The sequence below is a fragment of the Pseudarthrobacter enclensis genome (genome assembly GCF_030811655.1).
GTDB lineage: Bacteria > Actinomycetota > Actinomycetes > Actinomycetales > Micrococcaceae > Arthrobacter > Arthrobacter enclensis_A.
The window spans coordinates 68693-83547 of the sequence record NZ_JAUSRE010000010.1 but is presented as its reverse complement, the minus strand read 5'-3'; the positions used below and the strand labels follow the sequence as shown (position 1 = coordinate 83547).

13 protein-coding genes are annotated in these 14855 nt (G+C 60.2%); all 13 read right to left on the bottom strand.

Features of this window, described 5'->3' with window-relative positions:
- Positions 1–39: 39 nt before the first annotated feature.
- Positions 40–1536, bottom strand: coding sequence for a nicotinate phosphoribosyltransferase (locus tag J2X98_RS11215; protein ID WP_307307963.1), 1497 nt, complete (start codon positions 1534–1536; stop codon positions 40–42).
- Between the two features lie 1124 nt (positions 1537–2660).
- Positions 2661–2849 carry a tautomerase family protein gene (locus J2X98_RS11210; protein WP_307307961.1) on the bottom strand — a complete coding sequence of 63 codons (189 nt, stop codon included), beginning with the start codon at positions 2847–2849 and terminating at the stop codon, positions 2661–2663.
- An 86-nt stretch (positions 2850–2935) separates the two neighbouring features.
- On the bottom strand, positions 2936–4231 hold the full coding sequence (locus J2X98_RS11205) for a metal-dependent hydrolase family protein (RefSeq protein ID WP_307307959.1): 1296 nt from the start codon (positions 4229–4231) through the stop codon (positions 2936–2938).
- The gene (locus tag J2X98_RS11200; protein ID WP_307307957.1) at positions 4228–4377 is read right to left on the bottom strand and encodes a hypothetical protein; all 150 of its coding nucleotides are present in this window, start codon (positions 4375–4377) and stop codon (positions 4228–4230) included. The genes J2X98_RS11205 and J2X98_RS11200 overlap by 4 nt, the downstream gene beginning before the upstream one ends.
- A gap of 13 nt (positions 4378–4390) precedes the next feature.
- On the bottom strand, positions 4391–5383 hold the full coding sequence (locus tag J2X98_RS11195; protein WP_307307953.1) for a ribose-phosphate diphosphokinase: 993 nt from the start codon (positions 5381–5383) through the stop codon (positions 4391–4393).
- Positions 5384–5570: 187 nt separating this feature from the next.
- On the bottom strand, positions 5571–6506 hold the full coding sequence (locus J2X98_RS11190) for a ribokinase (RefSeq protein ID WP_307307951.1): 936 nt from the start codon (positions 6504–6506) through the stop codon (positions 5571–5573).
- Positions 6503–7501 (bottom strand): LacI family DNA-binding transcriptional regulator, encoded by a 999-nt coding sequence (locus J2X98_RS11185; protein ID WP_373460870.1) that lies wholly within the window; start codon positions 7499–7501, stop codon positions 6503–6505. Before J2X98_RS11185 ends, J2X98_RS11190 begins: the two co-directional genes overlap by 4 nt.
- A 31-nt stretch (positions 7502–7532) precedes the next feature.
- Positions 7533–8342 (bottom strand): glutamine amidotransferase, encoded by an 810-nt coding sequence (locus tag J2X98_RS11180; RefSeq protein ID WP_307307949.1) that lies wholly within the window; start codon positions 8340–8342, stop codon positions 7533–7535.
- Positions 8343–8362: 20 nt separating this feature from the next.
- Entirely contained in the window at positions 8363–8980 is a 618-nt protein-coding gene (locus J2X98_RS11175; protein WP_307307946.1) for an HAD family hydrolase, read from the bottom strand.
- 70 nt (positions 8981–9050) lie between these two features.
- The gene (locus J2X98_RS11170) at positions 9051–10538 is read right to left on the bottom strand and encodes an aldehyde dehydrogenase (protein WP_307307943.1); all 1488 of its coding nucleotides are present in this window, start codon (positions 10536–10538) and stop codon (positions 9051–9053) included.
- Between the two features lie 127 nt (positions 10539–10665).
- On the bottom strand, positions 10666–10995 hold the full coding sequence (locus tag J2X98_RS11165) for an NIPSNAP family protein (protein ID WP_307307940.1): 330 nt from the start codon (positions 10993–10995) through the stop codon (positions 10666–10668).
- Positions 10996–11111: 116 nt separating this feature from the next.
- Positions 11112–12203, bottom strand: coding sequence for an LLM class flavin-dependent oxidoreductase (locus tag J2X98_RS11160; RefSeq protein ID WP_307307937.1), 1092 nt, complete (start codon positions 12201–12203; stop codon positions 11112–11114).
- Positions 12204–12798: 595 nt separating this feature from the next.
- Entirely contained in the window at positions 12799–13755 is a 957-nt protein-coding gene (locus J2X98_RS11155; protein WP_307307933.1) for a nucleoside hydrolase, read from the bottom strand.
- Positions 13756–14855: the final 1100 nt, after the last annotated feature.

The following is a 14855-nucleotide window of genomic DNA, read 5'->3' as shown; positions in this document are numbered from 1 at the left end:
CGCGTGGAGGTCGGGCAGGAGACTTGGCCCCGGGAGTGGCTACGAAGAGACCCCGCTGAGGACTTTCTCTTCGGTCTGCTCGCTGGCGGTTGTTTCGCTGGCGGGGAGCATTGGTGCGATTACGTCTGCGTAGTAGGACTCGGGCACCTCTGCTTCGCTGTTCGCGATGAGTTCACTAAAGTCCCACTTCTTGAGCAGACGACCGTTCCTGAATACCGGCTTGAGTAGGTTCTCCTCGCTGGACACTGAGTCGCGCGGAACGGTCTGGTACTCACCGTCCACCTTGACCAAGGCCAGTCGCCCCGCCTTCGAGACTTTGAAGTCCGCGCCTTTAGGCGACTTGGCGATGTCACGCCATTCTCCGTTGACCCGAACCGCGTTGGCTTTCTGCCCGAAGTTCATCGTGTCCCGATTGCAGTGCTGTAGGAGGCCACCGCCCATGCCGAACAGGGCATTTTCGGCTGAGAACCCGCGGCGCTCCAGCTCGGCGAACACATTCCTTAGGGTCTCGAACGTTATGCCGTCACCTTGGACCACACGGATGTAGGGGGGCAGGACCTTGAACCCCTTGGAGTTCGTCTCGTAGCCGAAAGCCTCCATCAGCCACTGGGTCGTGTCAGCGGTTACCTGCACAGGGTCGCCCGAGTCCGGCCGTGCTCCCACCATTCCTGGGAAGTTCCGGATTTCCTCGCGGAGCTCACCGCCGATGATGTTCTTGACGCAGTTCTCGTGGTCGTAGGTGTCGGTGAGGAGAAGCACCCCACCGCTGTCGCGGTGCACGTTGAGCATGTTGCGCAGCGCGTCGACCTCGTGGTCCCGGCCCCAGGCTGTGAAGCCGGCGTGCTCAGAGTTCGGGCAGGAGTTCGATGGTGCCACGGCGTTGTAGTACTTCTTTGCTGCGATGATTCCCGGCGTGGTGTCACTCTGGCTGAAGTTCACCAGGTGAGCCAGGCCGCCCAGTGCTGCTGACTGCTGCGAGCTGACTCCCCGTGCTCCGTAATCGTGCAGCATGTGGCGTAGCAGCTCCGGGTGTTCGGAGGTGCGATCGAGCGCTGTCCTGATCACCTGTTTGGCCAGCCAACTGATCGTGCCGACCGTGGCCGGATACCACACAGCGCGGAGAAGTGCGGTCTCGAAGAAGCTGCTGGCCCAGTAGTACTTTGGGTCCGTGTTGGTCACCTGGACCAACACGTTCTTAGAAGGAAGCACAGTGCCCTCAGCAACAGCCTCAATCTCGACCGGAAGATATCCACCGTGGTCATTGAGGATACCGAGCCAGTTTTCTCGGTTGAAGTGCATGCCCTGCTCGCGGACCTCCTTCTCCGCGTAGTCGATGTCCTCGAGGGTGATGGGGCGCATCAAGTACTCCCGGAGGAAGGCCTGCAGCCCGACAAACATCGTGACAGGGTACTCGCCGCCCCTTGACTCGATGTAACTCGAGACGTACTCGGTACCCGGGGGGTACAGGGGGTAGTGGCAGTGCTTGTAGTTGTCGGTGTTGAAGATCAGGTTGTCGAATTCTCCGCTAAGAGCCATGCATACAGCCTTCCTTGTTGAATGAGTTGTGAATGGAACGCGGACCCCGGCTCAGCGTTGAGGCGAGTTTTTGCACCTTGTTCCTTCTTGGGACCGACGCCTCCGCCAAGCCGGCGCGGCGTCCGCAGACAATGAATTTTCTAGGGGATCTAGCGCAAATTGTGTGCCAGAACACAAATAATTATCGATTCGAGTTCAGATGTCAATAGGCGGAACAGATTCGCGTCTTTTCCCTGTTTTACGGGGTTTTTGTGTCACCAAATCACAAGTAGAAACGATTCACGTTTTCTACTGTGATTCGCCTGCGGATGCAGCAGAGAATGGCCCAATGAGAGGCCATGCTCAAGAAAATGCGCCTGACCCACCTCCAACTGGAGACGGCCGCGCACGCGCCCCTGGCCTTTGAGTTCGTGCTTTTGGCTGCTGCGACTTCACAACCCCGGTTCTCCTGAAAACCGCCGGGCGTCAGGAAAACCGAACGACGCGTTGATCACGGCCATTTCGACCTTACGTCCACAAGAGGGACAGGCAGCGTCTAGGTGGGGCAGCGCGCCCTATCGGCGCATCCATTCCCCAGGGAGCCGCTTTTCGGCGCGGGAACCAGCACCCGGAGCAGCACTCCCCTGGTTACTAATTCCATTCCGGGCAACGCTGGGACATCCACGCCCTGTTGCACTACTACAGCGATTCCAGAGCTGAATGCGCCGGTCACGACGCGGCTCGGATGAATCCGCCGGCCGGTCAGCGCCGACTACGGCACCGACCGGCTGGCGCCTGGGCGCAGGCAACAGGGTGAGCTTGGTCCTTGGCCTCCGCGAATGGCTCCCCGCTGCCGCCGGCCGGCTCAGGGCCGAACCATTACCGCTTGCCGGAAAGGATCACCACCGCACGGCTCGGATGACCACAAATGAGCCGAGGGAATTTCCTGCAGTATCTTGAGGGGCGCCCGAAAAGGCCGTGGGGCCCGCCAGGTACTCTGGCACGACCCCACCCCGCCGCGAAGTGCGGAAAAGATTTTTTCCAGAAGCCCACCGCGACTAACTGCTGACCATCGAAAGTGTGTATGCATGGCCAGCAGGCGAGAGACCTGATGGGTGACGAACAGAACGACTTTCTTCAGCCCTTCAGCCCAGGAGTTTTCCCCCGTATCCCCACCTGGACGGCGCAACGCCATGCAGGATGACCGTCGTGTCGTCTCCGGCCGCCTCGCCGAGCACGGAGGTGACGGCCTGGGTTATGGCTTCCACCATTTGTCCTCTAAACGCCTCGTCGTCGAAACGCCTATCAAAGAACGTCGCCTCAATAATTGCCATGGTTCACAATCTCCTTTGTTTTTGTGGTTTGGACCTTTGTTCATGGGATGCGCGCCGGCTCCACGCCGTCAGTACTTAAAGGGGGCCTATTCGAGTGAGCTGCGCCTCCTCTGAGCGAAGATCGTGATCTCCGAGGTGGCGCGAAGAAATTCCTTTAGGTCACGTCCAGCTCGCACTACGTGTCTGATGTTGGGCTGGTGACCTAGGCGGTTGATGTCGCTGAGTACGTTTCCGTCGACAACGACGACGTCGCCTACAGCCCCTGCCCTCAGTGAGCCCAGATCGGGTCGACCAATGAGCGAGGCTGCGGTCGTGGTGGCGGTGGCGAGAGCTTCGTCTGCCGACATGCCATGCTTTACGTAGAGTTCAAGTTCCCGTGCGTGCGCACCGAACGGGCACAAGGTCCCCGAGGAATCTGTCCCCATGACCACCTTGACCCCGGCCTCACGCGCCAGTGCGAATGACTCGAGAGTGCGGTCGTGGGCCTCACGGAGGTCTTCCACTCCGGCGGCGGTCAGGCCGCGAATGGTTCCCTCGCGCTGGCACCAGTCATTGAACGCCAGGGTGGGGACAAGGAAGGTTCCCCGTTCGGCCATCTCGGCTGCAGTCTCCTCATCCAGATACGAGCCGTGTTCGATGGAGTCGACGCCAGCTGCAAGGCTGCGCCGGATGCCCTCGGGAGACAGCGCGTGAGCCGCGACGCGCAGGTCCAAATCGTGGGCGGTATCGACGATGGCGCTCAGCTCCGCGACACTGTAATTCGGCCAGTGTGGCTGCTCGCCTTTTGACATTCCTCCGCTGGCCATGACTTTGATGAAGTCCGCCCCCTCCTTGGCTTGGAGGCGCACCATCTTGCGGCACTCTTCGACACCGTCGGCGGTGTCCCACCGTTTCCGCGGCGTGTACGGCGGGTAGAACAAATCGCCATGGCCGTTGGTCATGGTGATCCACCAGGGCGCGACCACCAGTCGTGGTCCGACGACGAGACCAGCATCGATGAAATCCCGCAGCTCGATCTCACCAACACCCCGATGTCCCATCACTCGCAGGGTCGTGAATCCCGCGGCGAGGGCTCGGTGGGCATTCCGTTGCCCGTGCAGGAGCTTTCCGGGCTTGCTCACCTGACCCCGGAAGGTGTCACTCGGAAGCACGTTCTGGTGATCAGAGTTGGTTGTCAGATGAACGTGGGCGTCGATCAGGCCAGGGAGTACGGTGCAACCGGTTGCGTCGAGGCGAGGGGTGCCCGGCGGCACGATGCCTTCACCAGCTGGACCTGTGTAGACCACAACCCCGGCCTGAATATAGACCAGCCCTTGCTCATAGTGCTCATACGGTGCTGCCCAGACTAGACCGCCTTCAATCGCGATATCACCGGAGATCACAGCGTGACCACTTCGATGTAGGCTGCGGCCCAGTAAGTTCGAGTGACGTCCTTGCTGCACACCTTCGCCGGGCTGTCCGATGTCCTGGACTCCATCTCAAAAATTTCATTGTTGAGCAGCATCCGGAAGGTCTCCAAAACTCTCATTTTTCGATCCTCTTCAGAAGGTGTGGTTTTTTCCGCCGAAGACCGCGCTCACGGAGTCGTTGGTGAAGATTCGGCGAATCGAGTCCGCGAGCAGAGGTGCACAGGACAGTACATCGATGTTGGAGGGGGCCCCAGCTCGGAGCGGGATCGTATCGGTAACAACCACCCGTTCGAACGGCGACGACGCGAGGTTCTCGAATGCCCCGCCACTAAAGACACCGTGGGTAGCCGCGGCGAACACTCGCTGTGCACCAGCGCGACTAAGTGCTTCGCCTGCCGCGCACAGCGTCCCGGCTGTGTCGATGATGTCGTCGATGACTATCGCGGTCTTCCCGCGGACGTCACCGATAACGGTATTGATTTCGGCTACCTGCTGTTGCGGGCGTTCCTTATCCAGGATTGCCAACCCTGCACCGATCTGATTGGCAAACTGCTTGTTAAGCTTCACCCGTCCCGCGTCGGGGGCGACGATGACAAGATCATCGTCCAGGCCAGCGAAATAATCGCCCAAAATTCCCAGCGCTGTCATGTGGTCGACCGGAATACTGAAGAACCCTTGCAGCTGGCCAGCATGGAGATCCATCGTCAAGACACGGTCCACGCCCGTCACTTCGAGGGCGTGCGCCACCATACGCGCCGAGATAGGCTCACGCGGAGCGGACTTCTTATCCTGACGGGAGTAGCCATACCAGGGTGTCACCGCGATCACGCGGTGGGCGCTTGCACCTACGGCTGCGTCCACCATCACCATCAGTTCAAGGAGCGCATCATTTGTGTTGATACCGGTCGTGGGGTTCGCACACATGGGTTGAATGATGAACACGTCCGCGCCGCGGATCGATTCGTCAAACCGGCCGTACACCTCCCCGCTGGAGAACGTCTTGAGAGTTACTTTGCCAAGCTCGATATCGAGCAGGTTGGCGATGGCAGCCGCCAAAGGCTGGTTCGAACGCCCGGAAAAGACCATTAACCGCTTCTGAGAACCAACCTGGAGTGAAGCCGTCATGCCCTGATCACCCCCTGAAGGCTTATGTGTCCGTCCAATTTGACCGTGATGCCCGCCGACCATTCGGCGACTTGTTGACCCACTTGTAGCCTCACTTTCACACCATTGATGAAAAACAGGGGTAAAAATTCTAATTACGTCGACGCCTCAGTGCAGTGCAGCGCACAAAGGGAAGGAGGACTCTGCGCTATCCGCGCGCGGCCAGCGCAGCCTCGATCATCGATGGCCTGGGCATGCCGGTCCGTGCTCCGGTGGACTCGACCGACAATGTGGCTGCTGCCACGCCGCGGCGAGCCGCGCTGATGACCGGTTCCCCTGCTGCCAAGCTGGCGGCGAACACCCCGTTGAAGGTGTCGCCGGCACCGGTGGTGTCCACTACGCGACGTGCGGAACCAGCTGGCACACGGGTGCTGAATCCATCAGGATCGCACACCAGCACCCCGTCCCCGCCCATTGTCACGACCACAGGAGCCCTGGAATGGGCTGCCACCTTCGCCGCCATGACCTCGACGTCAGTTTCGCCGGACTCTCCGAGCAGGTGGTAAAAATCGCGCAGTTCGCTTGAGTTCGGCGTGATGATCGGCGACAAATCGAGAAGTTCGCGCAGGCCCGGTTCAACTGGTGCCGGGTTCAGCACGCAAGGGCACCCCTGCGACGTCGCGGCCTCCACGGCCGCGGCCACCGCCGAAGCCGAGATCTCCGTGCTGACAAGAACGCATCCTGCCCACGCACTCGCTCGGGCCACGGCGGCACTGACGTCCTCGGGTGTCACCGACCCATTCGCACCCGCCGCTACGGCAATTTGGTTCTCACCGGACGAATCTACGACGATAAGAGCCGCCCCGGTAGCAAAGCCTGGCTTGATGACAACATCGGTGAGGTCGATCCCTTCGGCACGCAGCTCAGCAAGTGCACTAATACCCAGATCATCATCTCCGACAGCGCCAACGTACCGGACGTCAGCACCCGAGCGCACAGCGGCAACAGCCGAATTGCCCCCTTTTCCTCCACCGTGACGCCGCAACTCGGGGCCCACAACGGTCTCGCCGGCGGTGGGCAGTCTGGGTGCTGTTACCACCAGGTCGACGTTCAACGCCCCGACGACTAAAAGCCGGCCCTTCATACCGCCTCCCGGGGAGGGCAGACGGATTCTCGCAGCTGCAAGGTAGTTGGCAATTCCGAGATCGCCTCCACCTCTGCGCCTTCGAGCAGATCAAACAGCATGGACGCCGCCTTCAACCCCATGTCATGCGCTGGCTGACGCACGGTAGTAAGTCGTGGCGTGAGAAATACCGAGAGCGGCAGGTCATCGAATCCGATGATGCTGACGTCTGTAGGCACCGCTAATCCCATTTCCCGGCAGCATTCCATCGCTCCCACAGCCAGCAAGTCGTTGGCACAGATCAGAGCTGTGGGGCGAGAGTCTGCGGAGAGAAGCTGGGCAGCCAATTTTTGTCCGGAACTGTGGTCGTAGTCCCCGGCAAGGACCGGGACCGAGTCCGGGTCGATACCGGCCCCGGCGAATGCCTCGCGGTAACCGGCTAGGCGTTGTTGCGCTGTCCATAGGGTGGGCGGACCGCTGATCACCGCGATCCGGCGATGTCCCTGTGCGAGGACATGGGCAGCGACCTCGCGTGCCCCTTTGCGGGCAGTGGAGACGACAGCAGGAAGCCCTGACCCAGGGATCTGCTCATCGACCAGTACGACAGGTCCAGATCGGGCGATATCATAGATCGCCGCGGGGATTGAACCGGTCCCGGACAGGTAGATGACCCCATCAACGCGTTGGCTGCGCAGCAGCTCTACTTGCTTCTCCTCGGGCAGCTTCCCCGCTGTGGGCACTACCAGAGCGACCAGGGCGTCGCGGGACGAGGCCGCTTCCTCCACCCCTTTGGTGACCATAGCGAAGAACTGGTTGGTCAGGTCAGGCACAACCATCCCGATTGTTGACGGACCACCACGCTTAAGTTTGCGTGCCGACTCATTTGGCGCATAATCCAGGAGCTTCACGGCGTCGAGTACCCGCCTCCGACGCGCGGGTGCAACCGGTCCCGTGTCGTTGAGCACGTAGCTGACCGTGCTCAACGACACTTGGGCGTGAGCTGCGACGTCCTTCATCGTGGGTCGCCGCTGATTTAGCTGTGCCATGTCAGCCCCGGCTAAACCCTGGCGACTGTTCCGCGAGCACAGGCGCCGGCGCCTGTGCGGTCCAGGACAGAATCGACGTCCACAGCCCCGCATAATGTGGCCAGTCCAGGAACTCGCGCGGGGCCCAGTGCGGAGCAAGGTCGGAAGCGAATGCAACCGCCCGGCCTCGACCGTACTCGCCTACAACGAGCATAGGGTCCTCACCTACGCGTGCAACGACAGTGGCGTCGGGCTTGGCAATGAGCTGGTTGTAGCCGAGCAGGCGAGGCCACGTGGACGGTGTGCCCCCTAGCACCGGGTGTTCTGGCTCGCAGATTTCCACCTCAACTCCCTCCGACCTCTCCACGCGGTCGTCGTACGGCAACATCGTTACCGGCAAAGGGTCGGCGAGAGGACTCATCCCGTATCGAGCTTTGCCGTCTATTCCGCTGAAGGAAAGATATCCTCCGATCATAACCAGTCCACCGCCGCCCTGTACGAACTCCGCTACCAGGCCGAGCCGGTTTGGTGACGCCTCAGACCGCAGGAAGGTTTCGTCCGGGAGCAGGAAGGAGTTCGATCCGATGTCCGAGATCACGACAACGTCGAACGCATTGAGTTCCTCAGCCGTTCGGGGGAACTTCAGCGTGATTTCATGACCGCGGATATAAGTGACCTCGTAACCTGCGTCATCCAGGCAAGCGAGGAAAACTCCTGCTCCTTCCTCATATTCTGTCGAGTGGAAGGGGTCGAATCCTTTCATGTGGATCGTGTGCTTGATCCAGGACTCTCCCACGAACAGAACCTTAATTGACGACTTAGACGTGCTCATCTACCTTGAACTCCTTCACGTTACTTACTCTCTGTTCGACTAGCGATCAGTTGGCGACCTAGCGAGTACGCCTCGCGGATGTCGGTCCCCACGTACCGCGTGGATGCCAGGGCCTCCAGTGCCGGAGCCGGGTTCACCGCGACCGTGTGCGGCAACGTCGCGAAGAGTCCGAGGTCGCTCGATGAGTCCCCATAGGCCACGCACTGCTGCACGCTCAGGTTCCGGATGGCGAGGGCTGCCTCTGTGATCGTGACTTTTGTCTCGGCCAGCAAGGTGGCGGACTCTGAAAGCGGGAGGCCCAGTTCCACTGCCGAGCCATAGGTCTCGTGCGCGCCCCAGCGTTCGAGTCCGCGGACAAAGAACGCTGGCGACTGCGAGATCACAATCACGGCTTCGCCGCGGGAACGGATATCGGCAAATGTTTCCGCGATACCCGTCATCCACGGTGCGTTGTTAAATGCCTCGTCGAGGTCTGCGTCGCTTGCGCCATCGCACATGTCGAGTAGTCGCAACCAGAACTCGTTATCGGTGATCTTCCCCTCGAACCAAAGGTTCTCGATCTCCTGCCCCCCTTCGAGTTGGCCCAGCTGACGGGCCAACTCAATGGTGGCAGTACTTCGGAGGAGGGTGCCGTCCATGTCGAAAACATGGAGACATCCGGCGGCGCCAACCTCACTTGAGGTGGTTTCTTTCAGATCCGATTCGGACTTAGTCGGGGGCATAACGGGGCTTTTCATCGAATACCATCGTTTTGTTTTCCAGGTACGGGAGCAGTCCTGCGACCCCGCCCTCACGGCCGATGCCGGATTGTTTGAATCCTCCGAACCCGATTCCGAAGTCTGCCCGGTTGCCGTTCTGACCCACGGTCCCGGCACGCAGACGCCTACCCACCTCTCGAGCCCTGTCGGCATCGTGAGTGAAGACAGCCGCGTTGAGCCCGAACACAGTGTCATTGGCGATCCGGACCGCATCGTCTTCATCCGCAGCCGGGATAACGGAGAGCACGGGCCCGAAGATCTCTTCCTGGGCGATTTTCGATGAGTTGTCGACGTTTCCGAACACGGTTGGCTCCACGAACCATCCCCGGGTAAGGTCTTTCGGCCGCTTGCCTCCAGTAGCGACGGTCGCCCCCTCAGCTTTACCTATTTCGATGTAGCCTTCGACGCGTTCACGCTGTCGCTCGGTGGCCAAAGGCCCCATGCCTACGCTGGTATCGAACGGGTTTCCAATCTTGACCCGGGAGAAGCGATCGGCAAGGGCTTCAACCATTTCATCGTGCCGATGGCGCGGAACGACGATACGGGTCAGCGACGCACAGATCTGGCCAGAGACGAAACAAGTAGCGCCAGTCAGCTTTTCAGCTGCTTCGGCGAGGTCCATGTCCTCGAGGATGACAGCGGCTGACTTGCCGCCCAGCTCAAGCGAATATCGCCCCACTCGGTCGGCCATGATCCCGCCAATCATTTTTCCGACCGCTGTGGAACCAGTGAAGGAGATTTTGTCCACGCGATGATCCCGGACGAGCGTCTCGGATGCTTCCCGATCGGCGGTGAGCACGTTGACGACGCCCTCGGGAAGACCGACCTGGTCCGCGATCTCCGCCATCACGTATGCAGCACCAGGCGCCTCGGGTGATGCCTTGAGGATCACGGTACATCCTGCCAGCAGCGCCGGGGCGAGCTTGTAGGCGATCAGTGGCATTGGTGTATTCCAGGGGATGATCGCTCCGACGACTCCCACGGGCTCCCCGACGATCATGCCGAAGCCTTCGCCGGAGCTGGTAGGCGCTGCCTGCTCGAAGGGGTATCGATCAGCGAGATCCGCATAATAGGAGAACGCTGCGGGGATTTCTTCCATGACTGTTGGGACCACGCTGGCGAGGATCCCCGACTCACGTGGCCACAGTTGGACCAGGTCATCGGTCCGCTCGGCCACGGCCTGAGCGATGGCTCGCAGGTACTCGGCGCGCCGGCCCGGCGACATCCGCGGCCACGGGCCTTCGTCGAAGGCCCGACGGGCTGCCTCCACGGCTCGTGCGATATCAGCTGCTCTGGCTTCGGCGACGGTGAAGTAGAGTTCCTCGGTTGCTGCTTCGATCACGTCGATGGTGGCTGTTGACGATGGATCGACCCATTTCCCGCCAATATAGAACTTCCCCGAATTGGCAACGGGGGCCTTACGCGATTGCTTCGTCATGGCGAATTGTTCTCCTCCCTCTGCTTGTTATGGCAGTGCTAAGCGATTGTCTTGGTTACCGATCGAGCTGTTACTGAATCGAATATCTGTTGCCCCGCTGTTGACTGGGGCTTTCAAAGGTGAATGATCATTTCGAGGCGTCCAGCACCTGGTCAAAGAGCGAGGAATCGATGATCCGCCTGCGGATGGTCTGGTAGAGGGGCCTGCTGGCTTCACGGTCCGCTAATGCTGACGCCCATTGGGGATCAGCAAGGAAGGCCCCCCACTTGCGCTCCAATTCGGCCAGGTTGGCAAACCGCATGGTGTAGACGAACTCGTTGTAGGAGTTGTCACCGAGGCTGGTGCAACCCATCTGCGAGATTTCCATCTCGTGCTTGTCAAAAAGTGGTATGACGACGGTGTGGAACAGGTCGACGACATCTCCGAGCCGCCCCGGCATCGGGACATACTCGCGCATTTCGTATATCAATTTTTAATCTCCTCTTGCTGACAGAAGGTCGCGGCCTCTACCGAGAAAGGCGGCCGACCGCCATCCGCACGTCGAAGCTCCGAATGTCGATCTGGCGAGCTGTACTATTCGAAAGCAGGAAGAACCTCGGCAGCCATCATCTCCATGTTCTTGATGACCGCATCAGTGGGCATACCGTTTGCCACCAGGCATGCGAGATGGTCCACGCCCATTTTCTCGTAGGTCTTGAATCGCTCGATCATTCGATCAGGGGTCGTTAGGACCGGATCAGCGTACTTTTCGAACAGATTGTCCTTCGAGATGGAGTGTTCTACGGGCCGCATTTTCCCTCGCGTCACAAAGTCGCGGCTCTCGCCCACGTCACGGGTGGCGAGGCGGTCCTCCTGCGTCTCGACCGTGCCCTCGCCCTTCACGAGGGCGATGTAGTGGTTGTACTCGTTCACGATGTCGTCGAAATACTCCAGCGCTTCCTCTTCCGTGCGGCCCACCCAGGTGTGCCGGAGCACCATGACCTCACCCCGAGGCTGCCCGGTTTTAGCGATCTCGTCGTTGTAGCTGTCCAGCAGCACCTCAAGGTCGCCGTAGGGCTCGAAGTTCCCGTAGTTCGGCGCCGTGATCAGGTTCAGGCCTTGTTGGGCGACCTTGCGAACACCGTCCGTGCTCTGTGACGCGACCCAGATATCGGGATGCGGGCTGGTCGCCGGCTTCGGTACCAGCGTGGTTGGCGGGAACGAGAAGAACTTCCCATCATGGGATACATCATCCTCGGTGAACAGTCGACGGATAATCCCTAGTGCTTCTTCGTAGAGCGGGCGTTGATCTTCCGGCTTCACCCCAAGCCGGTCGAGCTGGAACCGGCTGCCGCCCCGCGCCACGCCGATGCCGATCCGGCCGGGCGCGAGATGATCCAACAGGCTCATCTCCGACGCAACCAACAATGGGTTGTACGCGGGCAGAACGACCACGCCAGGAACGATCCTCAGCCGCTTCGTACGCGTTGCAGCGACTGCCGCAAACATCATCGCGGAGGGGTTGCTCACGTAGTTTTGGAACTGGTTCTCATTGATCGTGATTCCCTCGAACCCTAGTTCCTCGGCGGCATCGACGATCCTGATCATGCCGTCCAGAACCTCGGACCAAGGTCGAGTCATGTCCGGATAGAAGAAAGGGGTCGTCACCCAAAATTTCAGTGCCATCTTTTGCTCCTCGGCTGTGGTCGCTTCTATAGAACAGGCTGTAATGATTCCCCCGCGCTGGGTCGCCGGCCGCGCAGGCACGGCCCCAACTGGCCCTCACTGGCGCATGGCGTGCCAACGGTATCGACCTCCCGCCACAGGTCTCCGTGAGCCGCAAAACCGCGAGGGATATAAACGTTTCTCTGATGGTTTCAATGAGGCCGCGTTTCCTGAAATCGGTTGGGTGAAGTGCTGAGTTGCTTGCTGTATTTGCGGCGGACGGACGTTGCCCTGGCCTGCATAAGTGATCCTAGTCATAGATTTGGCCTAGGCGCAAGCGATTGGAAAGGTTTCTGCTTTTGATGTCGCCAACACTTTTCCACTGCTGCCCCACTTCTTCCTCTCCGGGGTTCCCTCGCGGAATCAAGGTAAGAGGGCCGGCCCGTTCCGCTTCGAACGACTTCGAATGGAAACGGTTCTTGGTCGCTATGTTCCCGGAGGACGGAGGGGAGTCTTCTCCAGAAAGTGGCGGGAGGGCGGAGGATGCCGTGGGGATTCGGGCCCCTGGCGGATCTGGACGCCCCAAACCGTCCGGCTCCCGGCTCCGGGGCAGGGTTCACTTCTCCCCGAGCGTGTCGAAGAACAGGGCGAGAACTTCGGACTCGCAGACATCACTAACCACATCGATAACGGGGATCGGACCGGCCGGGGTGTGCACAGCGTCCTCTCCGGACATCTCGCGGCGATCAACGAGCGTCTGTCCGCGCGCGGCGCCAGGTGACAACACTACCTGCACTGGCCAACGACTGATGGTGAACGCCTCCGGCGCAACCATGACACAAAGGACGCCTGCGTCGCCTATGGCATCGTAGACAACAACCGACCCGTCAGAGGGATCCTTGCTTTTGAAGCCGAGAAGGCGACCGGCGGTCTGACGGAGGGGGTTGGGTGAGGCACACAGCTCTGCGATCTGCTCGGAACTTGTCCTCATCCCCCAGAGGATGTCCCACCCATACATGGTCAGTGGGATACCGCTGGTGAGCACGATGTGCGCCGCCTCCGGGTCATGCCAAAAGTTGAACTCCGCGACAGCGGTCGCGTTGCCAATCGTTGCTGACCCGCCCATGAAGATGACCCGCTTAATTCGGTCGGAGACTTCCGGGTGCATTCGCAGCAGTAATGCAAGGTTCGTCATGGGTGCAAGGGCAACAATGGTCAGCGGCTCCTCGGCCTCCATCAGGCAACGCCGCATCAACTCGACAGCATGCATCCGTTCGACACTACGGTCGCTGACGGGCAGCTCCACATCTCCAAGTCCGTGCTCGCCGTGAATCCAGGAGGCATCCCGTGCCGGCTCTATGAGAGGTCGCCGTGCCCCGAGTGCCACTGGGATGGGCGGAGCACCAACCAGGTCGAGAATTTTCATGGTGTTGCCGACAACATTTTCCAGAGTGGTGTTTCCCGCGACGCAGGTGATCGCCCGAACGTCGATATCGGGGTGCTGAACCGCGAACATGATGGCCAGAGCGTCGTCCCGGCCGGTATCAACGTCGAGCAGTATTTGATGTCTCATGCGTGCATCCCTTGTTGATTTAGTGCGCCGCGGCGTCGTCGCCGCGGCTGCGGAAATAGACGCTATGTAAACGCTTCTTGTCAGATTTATCAACTAACCGATGCTGACTCTTTGGCGGCGTTTCCGCTAGTCCAGCTCGTATTGGCGAGGTAAAACGTGCCTCTTGCGCACAAGGAGATCCTAGTCATACGCTACTCCCACCCGCATCTAATGAAAGGATTCTGCTTTGCAGCCGCCGCCGGCCAACCCCACGTCAAGGCCAACCCCTTTCCACACCCCAAAGTGGCAAACTTTGCGCAATTCACGCCACATTGCCACGATAGAAACGCTTCAGATTGCTGGGGATGCCGACCACCCGGAGGTTGCTGGGAGGCCCTGTCGTCGTCTCAGCCATCGACCGGGTCGGGCGGTGTAGCGGCGGATGCCCCGCAGTAGCTGCAGTAGCGAGGTGGCAATTGCCGCGACCAGCCGCGCCGTTGCAAAGCACTTGCAGGTGAGCGTCGCACTCGGAGTGTCCGACCTCGCCCAGGCTTTGCCATTCTATTTGGGGGGCATTTAGGTGAAATCCGCCTCCGCAGTTGCCAGGAATGACCTGGACGCTTTTATTCACAGGAGTCCGTTCTGCACAGCCACTTGGATCGTTACGAGGTAAGCCTTCGACATCATGTCCTCCCCTAAGAGGCATGGGACCGTGTGGCTTATATGGAGGGACCACGATATGACCAGCACCATCCCACGGCAGAGCCACGGCGGCCGAAATCCGAAGAGGGGTTGGCGCGTGATCTTCAAAGCCTGGCTGCCAAGGACACGAACGGTCGAAGAACGTGGCGGCAGGGTTGCCAAAAACACAAATGCAAGCCGCCCAATGTCAACCATGCTCCCGTGCGGAAGTCTCTTCAGTACCATCTGTGCTGGACGTCGCGTCTTCCACGCCCAGGATGCGAAACAGGCCCGACTAGACGATATGTAGAACAGGGAGTGCGGTCGTGTCCAAGGGCAAAGACCTTCTCAAGGCCATTTTTGCGGACAGCATCCCAGCCTTCTCCGATCCGTCCGGGGCGGTCGACGCTAGGCACCCCGGATTCGTTTCCCCGGGCTGA